General features: G+C 70.9%; 16 protein-coding genes, 1 pseudogene and 1 riboswitch. Of the genes and pseudogenes, 10 read left to right on the forward strand and 7 right to left on the reverse strand.

Features of this window, described 5'->3' with window-relative positions:
* The 4 genes and pseudogenes from Q7T15_RS04960 to Q7T15_RS04975 form a co-directional block, all read left to right on the forward strand.
* Window positions 1-555 (forward strand): annotated as a pseudogene (locus Q7T15_RS04960) (hypothetical protein); the annotation flags it as partial.
* 96 nt (window positions 556-651) lie between these two features.
* Entirely contained in the window at window positions 652-1632 is a 981-nt protein-coding gene (locus Q7T15_RS04965; RefSeq protein ID WP_304693879.1) for a Gfo/Idh/MocA family protein, read from the forward strand.
* 23 nt (window positions 1633-1655) lie between these two features.
* Window positions 1656-3158 carry a D-alanyl-D-alanine carboxypeptidase/D-alanyl-D-alanine-endopeptidase gene (locus Q7T15_RS04970; RefSeq protein ID WP_304693881.1) on the forward strand — a complete coding sequence of 501 codons (1503 nt, stop codon included), beginning with the start codon at window positions 1656-1658 and terminating at the stop codon, window positions 3156-3158.
* A 56-nt stretch (window positions 3159-3214) separates the two neighbouring features.
* The gene (locus Q7T15_RS04975) at window positions 3215-3799 is read left to right on the forward strand and encodes an isochorismatase family protein (protein WP_304693883.1); all 585 of its coding nucleotides are present in this window, start codon (window positions 3215-3217) and stop codon (window positions 3797-3799) included.
* A 34-nt stretch (window positions 3800-3833) separates the two neighbouring features.
* Here the strand turns inward: Q7T15_RS04975 and Q7T15_RS04980 are convergent, their stop codons facing one another.
* Window positions 3834-5744, reverse strand: coding sequence for an ABC transporter ATP-binding protein (locus tag Q7T15_RS04980; RefSeq protein ID WP_304693885.1), 1911 nt, complete (start codon window positions 5742-5744; stop codon window positions 3834-3836).
* An 85-nt stretch (window positions 5745-5829) separates the two neighbouring features.
* On the opposite strand from Q7T15_RS04980, the gene Q7T15_RS04985 reads away from it, so the two are divergent.
* Genes Q7T15_RS04985 through Q7T15_RS04995 form a run of 3 tightly spaced genes read left to right on the forward strand, consistent with a single transcriptional unit; the run spans window position 5830 to window position 8425 of the window.
* Window positions 5830-6756, forward strand: a complete 927-nt coding sequence (locus Q7T15_RS04985) for an ABC transporter ATP-binding protein (protein ID WP_304693887.1) — start codon at window positions 5830-5832, stop codon at window positions 6754-6756.
* Window positions 6753-7604 carry an ABC transporter permease gene (locus Q7T15_RS04990; protein WP_304693889.1) on the forward strand — a complete coding sequence of 284 codons (852 nt, stop codon included), beginning with the start codon at window positions 6753-6755 and terminating at the stop codon, window positions 7602-7604. Before Q7T15_RS04985 ends, Q7T15_RS04990 begins: the two co-directional genes overlap by 4 nt.
* A complete protein-coding gene (locus Q7T15_RS04995) occupies window positions 7601-8425 on the forward strand; it encodes an ABC transporter permease (protein ID WP_304693891.1) in 825 nt (274 codons plus the stop codon). Before Q7T15_RS04990 ends, Q7T15_RS04995 begins: the two co-directional genes overlap by 4 nt.
* A 66-nt stretch (window positions 8426-8491) precedes the next feature.
* Here the strand turns inward: Q7T15_RS04995 and Q7T15_RS05000 are convergent, their stop codons facing one another.
* The 6 genes from Q7T15_RS05000 to Q7T15_RS05025 form a co-directional block, all read right to left on the reverse strand.
* The gene (locus Q7T15_RS05000; protein ID WP_304693893.1) at window positions 8492-10513 is read right to left on the reverse strand and encodes a family 14 glycosylhydrolase; all 2022 of its coding nucleotides are present in this window, start codon (window positions 10511-10513) and stop codon (window positions 8492-8494) included.
* A gap of 239 nt (window positions 10514-10752) precedes the next feature.
* The gene (ribH, locus tag Q7T15_RS05005; protein ID WP_304693895.1) at window positions 10753-11223 is read right to left on the reverse strand and encodes a 6,7-dimethyl-8-ribityllumazine synthase; all 471 of its coding nucleotides are present in this window, start codon (window positions 11221-11223) and stop codon (window positions 10753-10755) included.
* Window positions 11220-12503: a 3,4-dihydroxy-2-butanone-4-phosphate synthase gene (gene ribB, locus Q7T15_RS05010; protein WP_304693897.1), complete on the reverse strand. Its 1284-nt coding sequence runs from the start codon at window positions 12501-12503 to the stop codon at window positions 11220-11222. The genes ribH and ribB overlap by 4 nt, the downstream gene beginning before the upstream one ends.
* Window positions 12500-13105 carry a riboflavin synthase gene (locus Q7T15_RS05015; RefSeq protein WP_304693899.1) on the reverse strand — a complete coding sequence of 202 codons (606 nt, stop codon included), beginning with the start codon at window positions 13103-13105 and terminating at the stop codon, window positions 12500-12502. The genes ribB and Q7T15_RS05015 overlap by 4 nt, the downstream gene beginning before the upstream one ends.
* 9 nt (window positions 13106-13114) lie before the next feature.
* Entirely contained in the window at window positions 13115-14182 is a 1068-nt protein-coding gene (gene ribD / locus Q7T15_RS05020) for a bifunctional diaminohydroxyphosphoribosylaminopyrimidine deaminase/5-amino-6-(5-phosphoribosylamino)uracil reductase RibD (RefSeq protein ID WP_304693901.1), read from the reverse strand.
* A 63-nt stretch (window positions 14183-14245) separates the two neighbouring features.
* A riboswitch (FMN riboswitch) is annotated at window positions 14246-14378 on the reverse strand.
* 36 nt (window positions 14379-14414) lie between these two features.
* Entirely contained in the window at window positions 14415-15443 is a 1029-nt protein-coding gene (locus tag Q7T15_RS05025; protein WP_304693903.1) for a sugar-binding transcriptional regulator, read from the reverse strand.
* A gap of 146 nt (window positions 15444-15589) precedes the next feature.
* On the opposite strand from Q7T15_RS05025, the gene Q7T15_RS05030 reads away from it, so the two are divergent.
* The 3 genes from Q7T15_RS05030 to glpK all read left to right on the forward strand — a co-directional run bounded on the left by Q7T15_RS05030 (window position 15590) and on the right by glpK (window position 19813).
* Window positions 15590-17308 carry a glycerol-3-phosphate dehydrogenase/oxidase gene (locus tag Q7T15_RS05030; protein WP_304693905.1) on the forward strand — a complete coding sequence of 573 codons (1719 nt, stop codon included), beginning with the start codon at window positions 15590-15592 and terminating at the stop codon, window positions 17306-17308.
* Between the two features lie 182 nt (window positions 17309-17490).
* Window positions 17491-18231, forward strand: a complete 741-nt coding sequence (locus Q7T15_RS05035) for an MIP/aquaporin family protein (RefSeq protein WP_304693907.1) — start codon at window positions 17491-17493, stop codon at window positions 18229-18231.
* Between the two features lie 67 nt (window positions 18232-18298).
* Window positions 18299-19813 carry a glycerol kinase GlpK gene (gene glpK, locus Q7T15_RS05040; protein ID WP_304693909.1) on the forward strand — a complete coding sequence of 505 codons (1515 nt, stop codon included), beginning with the start codon at window positions 18299-18301 and terminating at the stop codon, window positions 19811-19813.
* The last annotated feature ends 115 nt before the right edge of the window (window positions 19814-19928 follow it).

Genomic DNA, 19928 nt, shown 5'->3' on the forward strand with positions numbered 1-19928 from the left:
GCGCCCGCACCCGTCGCGCCCTCTCCGACGCCGACCCCGCCGCCGGCCGTCACGACCCCGGCCTGCGCCGGCATGCCCGGCGGCAGCACCGCGGGAGCTCCCGGCCGCACGTCGAAGGGCGGCGTCGCGGGCACCACCTCGGCCGACCTCGCGCAGTTCGCCCAGCGCTACAACGAGATCCGCGTCGCCAACTGCCTGCCGCCGATCCCGATGGCGAACATCCGCTTCGACTCCTGCATGGAGGACCGCCTGTTCTGGATGGCGGAGGACCCCTCGACCGACCCGATGAGCGCATGGGGCCACATCGGCTCGAAGCGCAGCGACGGCGTTCCGAGCGTCGGCTGCGACGGCAACCTCGCCGGCGGCTCGAACAACTCGGGCGCGACAGTGGCGCAGAAGTGGTGGGACTCCTCGGGGCACCGCACCTCGCTCTACAAGCCCACGTACACGGGCAGCACGGGCGGCGTCTGCATCCTCTTCGCGATGACCCACGGCGGCGTGCCGAACGAGCCGTACAGCTTCACGCGGGCGGCCGCGCGCTGGGTCACCTGCTGACCGACCGCGACCGATCGCTCGTCGTCGCCGGCGAGCGGGCTCGATAGGCTGAGCCCGCTCGCCGGCGCTCGACCGCGAGCGGAAGGCGGGACGACGATGGCGCGACCGGGCTGGGGCATCCTCGCGGCGGGCGGCATCGCGCACGCGTTCGCGCGCGACCTGATCTCCGAGGGGTTCACCGTCGCCGCGGTGGGTTCGCGCCGCCTCGAGAGCGCGCGCTCCTTCGCCGCCGAGCACGGCATCCCGACCGCGCACGGATCGTACGAGGAGCTCGTCGCCGACCCGGCCGTCGAGATCGTCTACGTCGCGAGCCCGCACTCGCATCACGCCGAGCACGCGCTGCTCGCGATCGCGGCGGGCAAGCACGTCCTCGTCGAGAAGGCCTTCACCCTGACCGAGCGGGATGCGCGCCGCGTCGCCGACGCCGCCGCCGAGGCGGGCGTCCTCGTCATGGAGGCGATGTGGACGCGGTTCCTGCCGCACATGATCCGCGTGCGCGAGCTCGTGCGCTCGGGCGCCCTCGGCGAGGTGCGCACCGTGCTCGCCGACCACACGCAGTCGCTCCCGCTCGACCCCGCGCACCGGCTGCAGAACCCGGAGCTGGGCGGCGGCGCCCTGCTCGACCTCGGCATCTACCCGGTGTCGTTCGCCGTGGACGTCCTCGGGCTGCCGCAGGGCATCCGCGCCCATGCCGCTCTCACCGCGACGGGAGTCGACCGGCAGACGGCGATGATCCTCGACTACGCCGACGGTCGGCAGGCCGTGCTGCACACGGCGCTCGACACCGCCGGCCCCAACCGCGCGGCCGTTATCGGCACGCGCGGGTACCTCGAGATCGAGCGCACCTTCTACGCGCCGACCGTCGCGACGCTCTTCGACGAGCGCGGCGAGGTCGTCGAGCGCATCGCTCCGGTCGTCGCGCAGCGCGGGATGCAGTTCCAGGCCGCCGAGCTCGAGGCCCGCATCGCCGGCGCCGAGCCCACGAGCCTCCCGATCGACGAGACCGTCGCGATCATGGGCGTGCTCGACGAGGTGCGCCGCCAGATCGGCGTGCGATACGCGGCAGACGAGGCCTGACCGGCCGCGACTATCATGGCCGGGTGACAGCCCCGGATGCCCGAGAGACGCCCGACGCCGGTGCGCCGCCCCGCGGCGCAGGTGTGACCGCCTTCGTGAGGCGCCACCCGCGCGCCCTCACGATCGCCGCGCTCGTCACCGCGTTCTCGCTCCTCGGAGCCGGCGCGGTCGCCGCCGGCGTCGCGGTCGGACAGCCCGCGGCGACAGCCGCCGAGCCCGACGCCGAGCCCGCGCCGGTCGAGACGAGCGCCGAGCCGACCCCCGAGCCCGAGCCGACGCGCGCCGGCCCGACGGTCGCGACCGCCCCGACGCGCGTGCGCACGTGCTCGATCGCGGGCCTCGCCTCCGACGGTCGCCTCGGCGACTTCGTCGGCGCGGTCGTCAACGCCGAGACCGGTGAGGTGCTCTTCGACCGCGCCGCGTCGACTCCGGCCCGACACGGCAGCGTGCTCAAGGTGCTCACCGCGGCCGCCGCCCTGCGCGTGCTGGGCCCCGGCTACCAGCTGTCCACGCGGGTCGAGCAGGGCTCCGAGCCCGGCCAGGTGGTCCTCGTCGGCGGAGGGGACGCGACGCTCAGCGCCCTCGCGCCCGGCCAGGAGAGCGTCTACCGCGGCGCCCCCAAGCTCGCCGACCTCGCGGCGCAGACCGTGGCCGCCTACGCCGCCGCGAACCCCGAGGCCCCTGAGATCACCCAGGTGCTGCTCGACGCCACGTACTGGAGCCCCGCGGACAAGTGGGACTCGTCGTGGGAGCGCAGCGAGCAGACGATCGGCTACCACTCCGAGGTCACGGCGCTCCAGATCGACGGCGATCGCCAGAACCCCGGGCTTGACACGAGCCCCCGCTCGACCGACCCGATCACGCGCGCGGGCGAAGCCTTCGCGCTCGCTCTCGGTGCGGCGGGCAATCCGGCCGGACGTCCGGCCGTGAGCACGGGCGTCGCGAGCGGCGGTGCCGAGCTCGCGGTCGTCCGCTCGCAGCCGGTGAGCCGGCTCATCGAGAAGATGCTCATGAACAGCGACAATACGCTCGCCGAGATGCTCGCGCGCGTCGTGTCGAAGGAATCGGGGTTCGACGGCTCGGCCGCCTCGCTCACGCAGGCGTTCGCCGCCGCGCTGCAGCCCTACGGCGTGACGCTCGACCCCGCGATGGTCATCCGCGACGGGTCGGGGCTCAGCCATCTGAACGCCGTCTCGCCCCTGTACTACGCGCGCCTCTTCGACGTCGTGGCCGCCGGCGGCGGCGACCTGCCCGTGCTCACCGCGGGCCTGCCCGTGGCCGGCCGCTCGGGGTCGCTCGCGAGCCGCTTCGGCGGCGACGCCGCGATGGCCCGCGGGAGCGTCGCGGCGAAGACCGGCTGGATCAACACCGCCTACTCGCTCAGCGGCATCATCACCGCCGCCGACGGCACGACGCTGACCTTCGCCTTCTCGGCGATCGGCAACGTGCAGGGCTCGGCGCGCCAGGCGCTCGACCTGCTGACGGCGGGCGCCTACCGCTGCGGCGACAACCTGACCAACACGTGACGCGGCCGGGCGCTCGTCGCCCGACCCGGAGGCCCCGACAGAGAGACGGAGACGCCATGCCCCGCGCGCTGCTCATCATCGACGTGCAGAACGACTTCACCGAGGGCGGCGCGCTCGGCGTCGACGGCGGAGCCGCTGTGGCGGCGGCGATCACCGAGCACGCGCGCTCGCACGCCGACGACTACGCCCTCGTGGTCGCCTCGCGCGACTGGCACGACGCCGCGAACGACAACCGGGGCCACTTCGCGACGGATGCCGCTCCCGACTTCGTGACGACGTGGCCGGTGCACTGCGTGGCCGGTTCGCCGGGCGCCGACTACCACCCCGCGATCGACCGCGCGCTCATCGACCTGCACGTGCGCAAGGGACAGGGTGTGCCGGCGTACTCGATCTTCGAGGGGACGACCGAGGACGGCCGGTCCCTCATCACGGCGCTCGACGAGCACGGCATCGACTCCGTCGACGTCGTCGGCATCGCGACCGACCACTGCGTGCGGGCCTCGGCGCTCGACGCGCTCGCCGCGGGCCGTCGGGTGCGCGTCCTGAGCGACCTCGTCGCCGGGGTGGCGCCGGGCCCGAGCGCGGCGGCGCTCGCCGAGATCGTCGCCGCCGGCGGAGAGGTCGCGGCCGCGGCATCCTGACCGTGTCCCGACCGCCGAGACCGCACCTCTCGCGCTACACGAGCAGCTGGTGCTTGGCGAGGTCGCGGTAGAGGGGCACGTCCCGCACGAGCTCGCTGTGGGTGCCCGTGCCGACGACGCGGCCGTGGTCGAGCACGACGATGAGGTCGCTGTCGACGACGGTCGACAGGCGGTGGGCGATCACGATGAGCGTCCGGTCCTCCGCGACGGCGTCGATCGCCTCGCGCATGAGCTGCTCGTTGCGACCGTCGAGCGAGGATGTCGACTCGTCCAGGAGCAGGATCGGCGGCGCCGCGAGCAGCGCGCGCGCGATCGCGAGCCGCTGCCGCTCGCCGCCCGAGAGCATGACGCCGTCCTCGCCCACGGGCGCCTCGAGACCGAGAGGCGAGCGATCGAGCACTTCGCCGAGGTTGACGGAGCGCAGCACGGCGACGCACTGGTCGTCGCTCGCGCCGGGCGTGCCGAGGAGGAGGTTCTCGCGGAGCGTGCCGGCGAGCACGGGGGCGTCCTGCTCGACGTAGCCGATGCGGCTGCGCAGCTCGACGCGATCGAGAGCCCGGATGTCGATCCCGTCCATCCGGATGACCCCGGCTGTCGGGTCGTAGAAGCGCTCGACGAGCGCGAGCACGGTCGACTTGCCGGCGCCGCTCGGCCCGACGAGGGCGACGCGCGCTCCCCGCGGCACCGCGAACGACACCCCGCGGAGGACAGCGGCGTCGCGCGGTTCTTCGGCATCCGCCCCGCCCGCCGGATCGGACGCGGCCGCGCCCCGCGCGGTCGCCGCGAGCGCCGCCTCGGGCTCGGCGGCGGCCTTCTCGGCCTCGGTGCGGTGGGCGCGCTCGGGGTAGGAGAACTGCACGTCGTGGAACGACACCGCCGCATCGGTCGGCTCGTCGGGCTCCGGCACGATGTCGGCGTCGCCCTCGGCCTCGCTCGGCAGCGCGATGATCTCCTGGATCCGCCCGAGCGCGCCGAGCGCCGAGTTCACCGAGGTGATCGCGCCGAAGGCCTGACCGAGCGGGCCGATGAGCAGGAAGAGGAAGAGGATGAACGCGACGAGGTCGCCGATCTCGATCGCGCCCGTCGCGACGCGGAAGCCGCCGACGCCGAGGACGACGAGGAACGACACCTGCAGCGCGATCGATGAGATGGGGACGACGAGGGCCGAGATGCGCGCGACGCGGATCCCCTGCTCCCACGCGCCCCGGGCATCCGTGTCGACGGCCGCGATCTCGCGATCGGTCGCGTTCGCCGCGCGCACCGTCCGCACGGACGAGATCGCGCGCTCGACGGCGGCGGCGAGGTCGCCGACCCTCTCCTGCGCCTTCCGCGAGGCGACGCGGATGCGCCGCGAGAGCACGACGACCGTGACGACCGACACCGCCACGACGAGCAGCGTGAGCCCGAGCAGCGTCGGGTCGATGACGGCCATCGCGATGATCGCGCCGACGAAGATGAGGCTGCCGCCGATCGCCTCGACGAGGCCCTGCGTGAGGACGGCGCGGAGGAGCGTCGTGTCGCTCCCGACGCGGCTGACGAGATCGCCCGTGCGGCGCTCGTCGAACTGCGCGATCGGCAGGTGCAGCATCCGGCGCACGAGGGTGCGTCGACTCGAGAGCACGACCCCCTCCCCGGTGCGCTGCAGCAGGTAATGGCCGAAGCCGCTCAGCAGGGCGGCGACCACGACCAGCGCCACGAGCGCGCCGACGAGCGGCCCGAGAGACTCGCCGGCCTCGACGCGCGCGATGACCTGGCTCACGAGCAGCGGCTGGGCGAGCGACGCGATCGCGCCGAGGACGCTGATGACGATGACCCACGACAGCACCGTGCGGTGCTCGAGCAGGTAGGGCAGCAGCTGGCCGAAGGTCGCGCGGGGGCCGGAATCCGCGTCGCGGTCGCGGCCGCCGCCGCGGCGGGATCGGGAGGGGGCGCTGGTCGAGCTCATGGCTCCATCCTGGCCGAGTGCGCCTTCGCGCGCGCCGTAGCCGACGCCGCGCGGCCGTCGTGCGCCGGGTCTATGCTCGACTCTCGTGCCGCAGCCCGTCATCACCGCCCGGAACCTGACCAAGAAGTACGGCGACTTCACCGCTGTGGACGGGATCGACTTCGACGTCGCGCCCGGCGAATCCTTCGGCCTGCTCGGCCCGAACGGGGCCGGCAAGTCGACGACGATGCGCATGGTCGGCGCCGTCTCGACGCGCACCGCCGGCGACCTCGAGATCCTCGGCCTCGACCCGAACGACCACGGCCCCGACATCCGGTCGCAGCTCGGCGTCGTCCCGCAGCAGGACAACCTCGACCAGGAGCTCCGCGTCCGCGACAACCTCCTCGTCTACGGCCGCTACTTCGGTCTGCCGCGCTCCGTGATCGCCGAGCGGGCGGATGCCCTGCTCGAGTTCGCGCAGCTGGCCGACCGCACCAAGGCCAAGGTCGACGACCTCTCCGGCGGCATGAAGCGCCGCCTCACGATCGCCCGCGCGCTCATCAACGAGCCGCGCATCCTGCTGCTCGACGAGCCGACGACGGGCCTCGACCCGCAGGCCAGGCACATCCTCTGGGACCGCCTGTTCCGCCTCAAGGAGCAGGGCACGACCCTCGTGCTCACGACGCACTACATGGATGAGGCCGAGCAGCTCTGCGACCGCCTCGTCGTCGTCGACAAGGGCCGCATCATGGCCGAGGGCTCGCCCGCCGCGCTCATCCGCGAGTACTCCAGCAAGGAGGTGCTCGAGGTGCGCTTCGGCAGCGACAGGAACGCCGAGGCCGCCGAGAGGCTGCAGGGCATCGGCGAGCGCCTCGAGGTGCTGCCCGACCGCATCCTCGTGTACAGCGGCAACGGCGAGGCCGAGCTCGAGCGCATCACGCAGCTGGGCCTGCACCCGATCACCTCGCTCGTGCGCCGCTCGAGCCTCGAGGACGTCTTCCTGCGGCTCACCGGCCGGAGCCTCATCGAATGACCGCCACCGACCGAGCCGCTCCGACGGCCGGTGCGCAGCGAGAGGATGCCCGGCGCGCGCTCGCCGCGGGCGAGGCTCCCCGCCGCTGGGGCTCCTGGTACATCGCCGAGCACCGCATCCGCGCGATGAAGGGCTACGCCGGCGACGCGCTCTTCCAGAGCTTCGGCAACCCGCTCATCTACCTCTTCGCGCTCGGCGTCGGGCTCGCGAGCCTCGTGCCGCAGGGTGTGGAGGGCGTCAGCTACCTCCAGTTCGTCGCGCCCGCGCTCATGGCGGCGGCGGCGATGACGGTCACCGCGAACGAGACGAGCTACCCGATCCTGCTCGGCTTCAAGTGGAACCCGATCTTCTTCGGGATGAACGCCTCGCCGATCACGGGCGCGCAGATCGTCAACGGCATGTTCATCCACATCGCGCTGCGCACCGTGGTCACGGTCGCGATCTACTGCGGCATCATCGCCCTGTTCGGCGCGATCACGTCCCCGCTCGGCTGGCTCGCGATTCTCGCGGCGTCGATGACGGGCCTCGCGATCGGCGCCGCGATCTCGAGCTACACCTCGACGATCACGGAGGACCGCGGGCAGATGGCGATGCTGCAGCGCTTCGGCATCACGCCGCTCTTCCTGTTCTCTGGCACCTTCTTCCCGCTCGAGCAGCTCCCCGTCTTCCTGCAGCCGATCGGGTGGATCTCGCCGCTCTGGCACGGCACCGAGCTCGGCCGCGTGCTCACCTACGGCATGGACGAGCCCGCGTGGCTCACCGCGACGCACGTCGGCTACCTCGTCACGCTCTTCGCGGTGGGCCTCTGGGCGACGCGCCGCCACTTCACGAGGAGGCTCGACAAGTGACCGCGCCCTCCTCGACGACGAGCGCGCCCCTGACCCGGCAGCGCAGCGCCCTGTATGCGGGCAACACCGGTGCGGTCATCCGCCGCGGTCTTCTCGCGACCCGCAGCACGAACTACCTCGTCGTGCTCAGCGGCTTCTTCGAGCCCGTCTTCTACCTGCTCTCGCTCGGCATCGGCTTCGGCGCTCTCGTCGGCAGCGTGCAGACCTCGACGGGGCAGGAGGTGCCGTACGCGGCGTTCATCGCACCGGCGCTGCTCGCGGTGTCGGCGATGAACGGGGCCGTCTACGACTCGACGTGGAACGTGTTCTTCAAGCTCAACTACTCGAAGCTGTACCAGGGCATGCTCACGACGAGCCTCGGCCCGCTCGACGTCGCGCTCGGCGAGATCTTCCTCGCCCTCCTGCGCGGCGCGATGTACGCGGTCGGCTTCATGGTCGTCATGCAGCTCTTCGGCCTCAACCTCGCCTGGACGGCCCTGCTCGCCCTGCCCGCGGTGCTGCTCATCACGTTCGGCTTCGCGAGCCTCGGGATGGCCATCACGAGCTACATGAAGACCTTCCAGCAGATCGAGTGGGTGACCTTCATCATGCTGCCGATGTTCCTGTTCTCGGCGACGTTCTACCCGATCTCCGTCTACCCCGAGCCGATCCAGTGGCTCATCCAGGCGCTGCCGCTGTGGCACGGCGTCGAGCTCGTGCGCGGCCTCACGACCGGCGCGCTCAGCGGCATGATGCTCGTGCACGTCGGCTACTACCTCGTGATGATCGCGATCGGCATCGTGTTCACGACGAACCGGCTGCGCGCCCTCTTCCTGAAGTAGGCGACGGATGCGGACGGCGCCCGCCCCCCTCGCGGGGTGCGGGCGCCGTCCGTTCCGACGTCGCGGCTACGGCCGCGTCGTGTACACGGTCGTGCTTCCCGGCAGCGCGTACACTGTGCTGGCCTGGCTCGCGTACGAGCGGTCGGCGGTGTCCCATCTGCCGTTGCTGTTGGTGAAGGTGAAGCTGAACGTGCTCGGCGCATTCGACAGCGTCACCTTCCACCAGTGGCGACCGTTGATGAAGCCCTCGTACGCCATCGGGAAGGTGCCGCTGATGCCGTTCCACGTGTGGATCGAGTAGCTCGACGCCGACTCGAACTCGGCGAAGTGCACCGTCACGGCCGATCCTCCGGTGCTCGAGGGGGTGACGGCGTAGGCCTTCGTCCTCTCGTCGAAGGTGATGGTGTACGTCGTGCTCGAGCTCACGGCGATGTCTCCGCCGTTCTGCACGGCCGTCCCGGTGAGCCCGGAGCCTCCGTAGTTCAGGCTCCAGTCGCCCGTGACGTCGAACTTGAACCGCTGATCGCTGGCGGAGCCGAAGGACACGTTCGTCGCCGTCCAGACGTCGCCGGATTTCGTCATCGGCGTCGACAGCCCCCATCCGTTGTGGGTGCCGCGCACGTAGAGCGAGCTCCAGGTGGCGGGCCGGTACTTCTGGATGAACTGCGCGTAGCGCGACTGCCCGGTTCCCGACGCGACCTCGCCGACCCGGAGCACGGTCATCCCCAGGTAGGGGAAGCTGTCGAAGGCCTGGTTGACGTTGTCCCAGCCGTTGTCGGTCGTGATGCCGCCGGCGAGGGCGTTCTCGCCCTTGATCGTCACTCCCTGGCGACCTGCCTCCGCACCGACCCAGCCCACGAGCGTCTTGGCCTGCGAGTACTGCGGCGAGTAGTTCTCGTCGTTGAACTCGAGACAGGTGAAGTGCAGGATCACGCCGCGACCCGAGTCGGCGACGCGGTTGGCGAGCCCGACGATGTTCGCGTAGCCGCGACCGGTGCTCGCGGCGGTCATGTCGACGCTCGTCTGGACCAGCCCGGCGGCGACCTCCGCCGCGCGCGGCGTCGGGCCCGTCATGGACCAGTGCACGCCGGGGATCTTGTAGCCGATATCGGCGCCCGGGAAGGAGGAGCCGAGCGCGCCGAGCACGGTGTCGCGCATCCGCTCGCCATGGTCGACGAGGCTCTTGTTGTACCAGTCGACGAAGTCCTTGCCGTACTGCGTGCTGCGGTAGTCGCCCGAGGAGAAGAAGAACCCCGCGTTGCTCGGCGGCTGGATCTGCGTCTGAGAGGTGAGGCTCGTGCCCCACGCCGCGTTGACGCCCGCGAGCGAGCCGTACTTCGCCACGGCCCACTGCTGCAGGCTCTTCACCGCGAGGGCGGAGTACGCCTGAAGCGCGCCTCGCGTCGGGTACCCCGACCCGGTGTCGTGACTGTTGTACGAGGGGTAGCGCAGCTCGCCGGCCGGGCCGAGCGAGACATTGATCTCCTGCATGCGGTTCGCGTAGGTCGAGCCGTAGCGCGCGACGAACGCCTGCGTGAACGCCTGGTACTCGTTCTGCACGAGGGGAGTCGCCCAGCCCTGGACGGTCTCGCTCGAGAAGTTGCCCTGCTCGCTGCGGTGCTTGAGACCGTTGCCGTCGAGTGTGATGCCGTTGAGCGAGGCGCCGGTGTACTTGCTCCAGAGCCACGAGGGCAGCGGGATGTTGCACGTGTCGCCGACGTTGCCGCCGCACTGATGGAACGAGAGGATCGGGACGATGTCGAGCCCCTCGTTCGTGATCGTCTGGAAGATCCGGTCGTAGTAGCTCCAGTCGAACTGGTTGTCGCCTGCCGCTTCGACCTTGCCCCACCAGACATCGACGGTCACGGCGTCAACGCCGTACGACTCGACGGTGTCGAGCTGGCTGGTGAACTGGTTCCAGTCCGAGACCTCGAGCGGTGCCATCACGTTGGCGGTGAAGTCCGGACTGTTCGTGGCCGTCGCGGCCGTCGCGGTCGTCGCGCCCGACGGCGCGATGAGCAGTGACGCGATGATCGCGAGGCCGAGCCCGATGGCCCCCGTCGCGGATCGTGCAGATCGAGTTCGCATAGATTCTCCATCCGCAAGGAGGGCGACGTCGTCGTCGCGCTGAGCCCCTCGCAGGGGGAGTATCACCCGTCGTAGCGGAAAGGTGCAAACGGTTCCAGAAGTTCCAGATGGAGCCCGAGCCGTTCCCGGCGAAGACCCGCTCGTTCCACCTGCTTCTGCCCCGTTTCATATGGAACGCGGCGTGCGCGCCCCTAGTGAAAAGGTTTCCAGAATTGAGGCGCCGACGCCGCTCCCGAGCGTCAGGCGCGGATGATCCGCAGCGCCTGCGCCGTCGCGAGAGCCGCCTCGGCCGCCTCGGCGCCCTTGTCCTCCTTCGAGCCGGGCAGCCCGGCACGGTCGAGGCCCTGCTGCTCGTTCTCGAGAGTGAGCACACCGAATCCGACGGGCTTCCCGGTGTCGAGGGCGACGCGGGTGAGTCCGTCGGTCGCTGCCGAGGAGACGAATTCGAAGTGGGGGGTCCCGCCTCGGATGATGACCCCGAGGGCGACCACGGCATCCGCGCCGTTCTCGAGAGCGGCCTTGCTGACGACCGGCAGCTCGAACGAGCCGGGAGCGGCGTACTCGACGATCGTCGCGCCGGAGGCCTCCAGCACGCGGCGGGCACCGGCCAGCAGACCCGCGCTGATCTCGGCGTGCCACTGGCCGGCCACGATCGCGACCGTGAGGCCGGTTCCGTCGACGTTCAGGGTCGGGCTTCCTGCTCCGCTCATGCGCTTCGTCCTTCCATCTGGGCGTACACGGGGGCGGAGGTGATGCTATCCGGAAGGCGGTGGCCCATGCGATCGCGCTTCGCGCTCAGGTAGCCCTGGTTGTCGTCGCCGACGCCGACGAGGAGCGGGACGAGCGAGCTCACCTCGATGCCGTACTGCGTGAGCTGACGCTGCTTCTCCGGGTTGTTCGACAGCAGGCGCACGCGGCTCACGCCGAGGTCGCGGAGCATGTCGCTCGCGGCCTGGTAGTCGCGGCTGTCGGCGGGGAGGCCGAGCGCGAGGTTGGCATCGAGGGTGTCGTAGCCGTCCTCCTGCAGGCGGTACGCGCGCAGCTTGTTGATGAGGCCGATGCCGCGGCCCTCGTGCCCGCGCATGTAGAGCACGGCGCCGCCCTGGCGCTGGATGACGTCGAGCGCGGCGTCGAGCTGCGGGCCGCACTCGCACTTGAGCGAGCCGAAGGCCTCGCCGGTCAGGCACTCGGAGTGGACGCGCACGATCATGTCGTCGTGGGGCATCCCGCTCACGATCGCGACGTGGTCGGCGCCCGTCTTGCGGTCGCGGTAGGCGCGCATCGAGAACGGGCCGTGCGTCGTCGGAACGGTCGTCGCGACCTCGAACGAGACGCTCGAGAGCTGCTCGGCGGGGGCGCCGGGGGCACCCGCGGCGAACTCCTCGCCCGAGTTCAGGTACGCGATGAGGTCGACGATCGTGATGACGACGACGTCCTCCGTGCGACCGAACTCGATGAGCTCGGGCAGGCGCATCATCTCGCCGTCGTCGGCGACGACCTCGCCGATGACCGCGACGGGGCGGAGGCCCGCGAGGCGCATGAGCTCGACGGCGGCCTCGGTGTGGCCGGCGCGCTCGCGCACGCCGCCCTCGACCGCGCGCAGCGGGAGGATGTGCCCGGGGCGGATGAGGCTCGCGGGCGTCGAGGCCGGATCGGCGAGCACGCGCAGGGTGTGGGCGCGGTCGCGGGCGCTGATTCCGGTCGAGATGCGATCGGCGGCGTCGACGCTCACCGTGTAGGCGGTGCGACGAGGGTCTTCGCTGTTCGAGACCATGAGCGGCAGCTCGAGCGCATCGGCGAGCTCGTTCGTCATGGGCGCGCACAGGTAGCCGCTCGAGTGCTTGACGGTCCACGCGACCCACTCCTGCGTCGCGAGCTCGGCCGAGAGGATGATGTCGCCCTCGTTCTCGCGGCTCTCGTCGTCGGCGACGAGGATGGGCCGGCCCTGCCGCAGCGCGGCGAGCGCCTGAGGGATGGTTCCGATGCTCATGCGGGGATCCTTCCGTCGAGGCGCGCCAGTCGCGCCACGTGTCGAGCGAGGATGTCGGTCTCGATGTTGACGAGGTCGCCGACGGTGCGGCGCCCCAGGGTCGTGCGCTCGAGCGTCTCGGGGATGAGCGAGACCTCGAACCAGTCGTCGCCGGCGGCGCTGACCGTGAGGGAGATGCCGTCGACGGCGATCGAGCCCTTGTCGACGACGAGCGGCGCGTGCTCGGGCGCGAGGGAGAAGCGCAGCACGCGCCACGTGCCCTCGTCGCGCAGGTCGATGACGGCTGCGGTGCCGTCGATGTGGCCCTGCACGATGTGCCCGCCGAGGCGGTCGCCGACGGCGGCCGCGCGCTCGAGATTGACGGTGCGGCCCGCGGCCCACTGGGCGGGGTTCGACATGCGCAGCGTCTGGCCCATGACGTCGGCGGTGAACCAGTCGGGCCCCTGCTCGACGACGGTGAGGCACACGCCGCTCACGCTGATCGAGTCGCCGTGCTTCGCGTCGCTCACGGCGAGCGGACCGCGCACGGTGACGCGCCCGGCGTCGCCGTGCGTCTGCCAGTCGACGATCTCGCCGAGCTCTTCGATGATTCCGGTGAACATTGCGGGGTCCTAGCTGTGCGGGGTGGCGGGGTCGGATTCGGTGCGGGGACGGAGCGGCCGGCACGTGACGAGCAGGTCGTCGCCGAGCGACTCGATCGAGCGGATGCTCAGCCGATGAGCCTCCGCCATCGTGGTGACCCCCAGGTCGTCGAGGGCCGTGCGCGGCCCGCCGAGCAGCAGGGGCGCGAGGTAGATCAGCACCTCATCGGCGAGCCCGGCGCGCAGGAACGCGCTCGCGAGAGTCGGCCCGCCCTCCACGTAGAGGCGGCGGATGCCGCGGCTCAGCAGATCGGGGAGCGCGGCGGCGAGATCGCGGTGTCCCACCTCGATGAGGCCGGCCGGGTGACGACGGAGGGCGGCATCCGCCGGCACGGGCGTCGCGCCGAAGACGACGGGGATCGGCTGGTGCGGCAGGAGCTCGCCGGCGTCGCCGCGCGCGGTCAGGCTCGGGTCGTCGGCGAGCACCGTTCCCGTGCCGACCGCGATCGCGTCGTGACGGGCCCGCTGCTCGTGGACGCGCTGGCGGGCGGCGGCGCCGGTGATCCACTGACTGGTGCCGTCGGCGGCGGCCGCTCGGCCGTCGAGCGTCGACGCCCACTTGACCGTGATGAACGGGCGGCCGAGGCGCGCGCTCGTGAGCCAGGGGCGCAGGAGCTCCTCCGCCTCCTCGGCGAGCGGGCCGCGCTCGGCGGGGATGCCGGCTGCCCGCAGGCGCGCGGCCCCGCCGCCCGCGAGCGCGCTCGGGTCGTCGAGCGCGTAGACGACGCGCGACACGCCGGCCTCGATCAGGGCGAGGGCGCACGGGCCGGTGCGGCCGGTGTGGTTGCAGGGCTCGAGCGTCACGACCGCGGTGAGACCGTGCGCGTCGGCGACCTTCGAGAGGGCGTCGACCTCGGCGTGGGCCGTGCCGGCGCCGCGGTGCCAGCCCTCGGCGACGATCGCTCCGTCGGCATCCAGGAGGACGCAGCCCACCTGCGGGTTGTCGCCGACGGCGGGGCCGTGCTCGGCGAGGGAGAGCGCGCGGCGCATCGCGGACTCGACGCGCGTGGCGTCGAGCGGTGCGGCGATGGCGGTCATTCCCGGGGCCCTTCGGTGAGTCGGGGCGCAATCCGGGGTCGCGGGCGCACGGCAGAGCCGCGCACCGCACTTCTCCCATCCGGACTCTCACCGTCGGTGCTGGAGTTCCACCAGCTCAACCGCTCTCGGCTCTCGTCGATCACGGGTCGCGGACTATGACCGCCGGCTCGGACTTTCACCGACCCCGAAGTGCGTTTCGTGTTCGAGTGTATTGAACGCAGGCGGCCCTGGGTTATTCCCGAACGGCTCCTGGGAACTGATCCGCGTCATCGTCCGTCACATCGACGATCGTCACCGCGCCCGTCGTCGTGGGCACCGAGCCCCCCGCTGAGTCGATGAGCGCGCGAGCGCCGGCCTCATCGATGATGAGGTCGGTGATGAGATTCGCCGCGAGGGCGCCCGAGAGCCCGGGAAGCTTCGAGACGCCCGACACGACGCAGACGCGGCGGGGGATGCGCCGGAGGACATCGAAGTCCGGTCCGGTCGCGCGCGCGTTCAGCTCGATCCCGTCGGTGGAGCCGTCCGCGCGGAAGAAGACCGTGGCCACGTCGCCGACGACGCCCTGGTCGCTCAAGGTCTGGTAGTCCTCCGGGTCGAGGTAGCCGCCGATGTAGACGTGGCTCGGGATGTCCGCGAACGGCGATCCGACGCCGAACAGCGCGATGTCGAGGTGGGTCTGCATGTCGAGCACCCGCCGCATGCTCCGCTCCTTCCAGAGGTGCTCGCGGGTCGCGGGCGAGTCGAAGAAGGCGGGCACGGGGAACTGCTGGAGCCGTGCGGTGTACGACTCGGCAAATCGGCGGAGGATCTCGCTCGCGTAGTCGATCCCGGTCGTGTGAGTGTTGCCGGCGCCGTTGAGCTGCACGATGTCGGAGTTGTGGGTCTCCTTCGGCACCAGGTGACGGCTGATGGCGCTCATCGTCGAGCCCCACGCGACTCCCATCGCCATGTTGGAGTCGAAGTAGGAGTTGAGAATCCGTGCAGCGCCGCGGGCCACGCGGTCCTGCCGATCGACGTCCGAGGAGCCGCTGGGAACGGGGATGACGTGCGCTGAGACTCCGAATCGACGGGCGATGTCCTGCTCCCAGCGCGTCGAGAGCTCGAACGGCGAGCGGATGCGGATGTCGACCAGGCCGGTCTCCTTCGCATAGGAGATCAAGCGGGAAACCGAGGATCTCGAGGTCTTCAGCTCGCGGGCGATCGCCTCCATGGTGAGGTCCTGCATGTAGTACAGGTGCGCCGCGCGGAGTGCGTCCCGCATGCGTCCGGAGGGCTGCGCGGTCGTCGCCATCGGAACCTCAGCATCTCTGCACGTTTGTGCAATGGAGTTGGTCGATCGTTCGCGATCGACACAGGATTATCCCACCGCCGACCCGCCGGCGGCTGGATCGAGGAAGAGCCCCACCGATGCCGACACAGAAGTCGTCCCCCGCACGATCGACCGTGACCGCGCTGACCGAGCGCCCCTCCGCCGACGTCGTCATCATCGGTGCGGGCATCAACGGCATCGCGACGTTCCGCGACCTCGCGCTCAACGGCGTCGACGTCGTCCTGGTCGAGCGCGACGACTACGTCGCCGGCGCGTCCGCGGCGAGCTCGCACATGGTGCACGGCGGCATCCGCTACCTCGAGAACGGCGAGTTCCGACTCGTCCAGGAGTCGGTCCACGAGCGCAACGCGCTCCTCCGCCTCGCCCCGCACTACGTCCGCCCGCTGCGGACCACCATCCCGATCTTCTCGACCTTCTCGAGCCTCCTCTCCGCCCCGCTGAAGTTCGTCGGCGTCAAGGGCGGAGCGAAGAAGGAGCGCGGGGCGCTCATCATCAAGGTCGGCCTCACGATCTACGACACGTTCTCGCGCGACGGGGGCCGCGTCCCCCGCCACCAGTTCCGCGGCGCCGCCGCCTCGCGCCGCGAGCTGCCGAAGCTGCGCGACGACGTGAAGTGGACGGCCACCTACTACGACGCCTCGATGCACGACCCCGAGCGCCTCGCGCTCGACGTGCTCAACGACGGCCTCGCCGCCGGCGAGCACGCCCGTGCCTCCAACTACGTCGAGGCCGTCGGGATGAGCGAGAGCGGTGCCGTGCGCATGCGCGACGTCACCACGGGTGAGGAGTTCGAGATCGCCGCCAAGCTCGTCGTCAACGCCTCGGGCCCCTGGACGGACCTCACGAACGAGGCCCTCGGCCAGCCCTCCCGGTTCATGGGAGGCACGAAGGGCTCGCACATCGTGCTGGACCACCCCGAGCTGCTCGAGGCCTGCAATGGCCGCGAGATCTTCTTCGAGTTCACCGACGGCCGCATCGTGCTCATCTACCCGCTCAAGGGACGGGTGCTCGTCGGCACGACCGACCTCGAGCACGACATCTCGCAGCCGATCCGCTGCACCGAGGAGGAGGTCGACTACTTCTTCGACCTCGTCAAGCACGTCTTCCCCACGATCGACGTCAACCGCTCGCAGATCGTCTTCCGCTTCTCGGGCGTGCGGCCGCTGCCGCGGCAGGACGCCGACTCGACCGGCCAGATCTCGCGCGACTACCGCATCGAGCACGGCGAGCGCGGCGGCGTGCCCGTGCTCAGCCTGGTCGGCGGCAAGTGGACCACCTTCCGCGCCCTCGGAGAGAACCTCGCCGACGAGGTCATGGCGAAGCTCGGCCGCTCGCGGAGCCTCAGCACCGACGGGCGACTCATCGGCGGGGCGGTCGGCTACCCGACGACCGACGCCGACCGCGCCACCTGGCTGCAGAAGCACGGCGCGGTCATCGGACGCGACCGCGCCGCGACGCTGCTCGACCGCTACGGAACGAGCGCCGAGGCGCTCATCGCGCGGATCGCCTCCAGTCAGGACGCGCCGCTCGCCTCGACTCCCGCCTACTCGCGGCTCGAGCTGCAGCACCTCGTCGAGACCGAGCAGGTCGTCCGACTCGTCGACGTCGTGCTCCGCCGCACGTCGATGGCGTTCACCGGCGCCGTCACCGCCGCCGTCCTCGACGAGCTCGCCGAGGTCGTCGGCGAGGTGCTCGGCTGGGACGAGACGCAGCGTCGCGCCGAGCGCGCGGCCGCGGCCGAGTACCTCGCCGACCATCACGGTGTGGAAGTCGATCATCCGCAGGAGGCTCGGTAGAGCATCCTGACCCCATAGGCATCACCCCGGGACTGCGCATCCCCTCTCAGCCCCCGAATCGAGCATCGCTGCTCGAGGCGGAACCGCCCGATGGTCCCGATCATCGAGCACCCTCTCCGGCCGGAACCGAGGCCGAAGAGCCACCCTGAACAGAGGAACAAGTCAACGTGGACAATCTCGCAGTGGTCTTCCTTTCGGAAGTCGTCGGCACCGCCATGCTGCTCCTGCTCGGTGCCGGTGTCGTCGCCAACGCCGTGCTCATCAAGAACAAGGGCTTCGGCGGCGGCTTCCTGATGATCAACTTCGGCTGGGGCCTCGCGGTCTTCGCCGGTGTGACCGTCGCCTACGCCTCCGGCGCCCACCTCAACCCGGCCGTCACGATCGGACTCGTCACCAACGGCGCGACCGAGTTCGGCCAGGGCGTGCCCGTCAACCTGCTGTCGATCCTCGCCTACATGGGCGCGCAGCTCATCGGTGCGTTCATCGGAGCGGTTCTCGCCTTCCTCGCCTACAAGAAGCACTTCGACGAGGAGCCCGACGCGGGCACCAAGCTCGCCGTCTTCTCGACGGGCCCGGCCATCCGCAGCTACGGCTGGAACCTCGTCACCGAGATCGCCGGCACCTTCGTCCTCGTCTTCGTCGTCATCGGCTTCGGCCGCGCCGAACCGGGCGCCGGTCTCGCCGCTCTCGGCGCGCTTCCCGTCGCCCTGCTCGTCGTCGGCATCGGCGCCTCGCTCGGTGGCCCCACGGGCTACGCCATCAACCCTGCTCGTGACCTCGGCCCGCGCCTCGCGCACGCCGTGCTGCCCATCAAGGGCAAGGGCTCGAGCGACTGGTCGTACTCGTGGGTGCCGGTCGTCGGCCCGCTGATCGGTGGCGCGCTCGCCGGTCTCGCGGCCATCCCGTTCCTGCCCGTCCTCTAGGTCGGCGCCGCACCACTCATGAAAACCGGCTCGCGCCGGACCCGATAACGAAGGAGTTATACCTCTCATGGCCAACTACGTACTGGCGATCGACCAGGGCACGACCAGCACCCGCGCGATCATCTTCGACCAGAAGGGTTCGATCGTCTCGACCGGGCAGCTCGAGCACGAGCAGATCTTCCCGAAGGCCGGCTGGGTCGAGCACGACCCGATGGAGATCTGGGGCAACACCCGCGAGGTCATCGGCTCCGCGCTGTCGAAGGCGAACCTGACGCGCCACGACATCGCCGCCGTCGGCATCACCAACCAGCGCGAGACCGCGGTGGTCTGGGATCGCAGCACCGGCAAGCCCGTCTACAACGCCATCGTCTGGCAGGACACCCGCACGCAGTCCATCGTCGACCGCCTCGCGGCCGACGGCGGCGTCGAGCGGTTCAAGCAGAAGGTCGGCCTCCCGCTCGCGACCTACTTCTCGGGCACGAAGATCGTCTGGATCCTCGAGAACGTCGAGGGCGCCCGCGAGGCCGCCGACCGCGGCGACCTCATGTTCGGCACCACCGACACGTGGGTCCTCTGGAACCTCACCGGCGGTACCGACGGCGGCGTGCACGCGACCGACGTCACGAACGCCTCGCGCACGATGTTCATGGACCTCGAGACCCTCCAGTGGGACCACTCGATCCTTGAGGCGTTCGGCGTTCCGGCGTCGATGCTCCCGGAGATCCGGTCGTCCTCCGAGGTCTACGGCACCGTCCACAGCAGCTCGCTGCTGCGCGAGGTGCCCGTCGCGGGCATCCTGGGCGACCAGCAGGCCGCCACGTTCGGTCAGGCGGCGTTCGATCCGGGCGAGTCCAAGAACACGTACGGCACGGGCAACTTCCTCATCTTCAACACCGGTGAGGAGATCGTCCACTCCAAGAACGGCCTCCTGACGACGCTCGGCTACAAGCTCGGTGACGAGAAGCCGCACTACGCGCTCGAGGGCGCCATCGCCGTCACGGGCTCGCTCGTGCAGTGGGTGCGCGACAACCTCGGCCTCATCAAGGACGCCCCCGAGATCGAGGAGCTCGCCAAGACGGTCGACGACAACGGCGGCGCCTACTTCGTGCCGGCCTTCTCGGGTCTCTTCGCTCCGTACTGGCGATCGGATGCCCGTGGTGCGCTCGTGGGCCTCACCCGCTACGTGAACAAGGGCCACATCGCGCGCGCCGTGCTCGAGGCGACCGCCTTCCAGACCCGCGAGGTGCTGGATGCGGTCAACGCCGACTCGGGCGTCGACCTGACGGAGCTCAAGGTCGATGGCGGCATGATCGCGAACAACACGCTCATGCAGTTCCAGGCCGACATCCTCGGTGTGCCGGTCGTCCGTCCGGTGGTCGCGGAGACCACCGCGCTCGGCGCCGCCTACGCCGCGGGTCTCGCGGTCGGCGTGTGGGGCTCGCTCGACGAGCTGCGCGCCAACTGGCAGGAGGACTCGCGCTGGACGCCCAACATGGACGACTCCGAGCGCGAGCGCCAGCTGCGCAACTGGAAGAAGGCCGTCACGAAGACGTTCGACTGGGTCGACGAGGACGTCAACTAGCAGTCCGTCCCGCGCGAGCGGGTCGGGTGTGCGGCTCAGCTGAGCCGCCGCGGCCGTGGTAGGGCCGCACGAGGGGCGGGGCGCGCGCAGGCGCCCCGCCCCTTGCGCGTGCGCG

It is taken from the genome of Microcella sp. (assembly GCF_030645145.1).
In the GTDB taxonomy this organism is placed as follows: domain Bacteria; phylum Actinomycetota; class Actinomycetes; order Actinomycetales; family Microbacteriaceae; genus Microcella.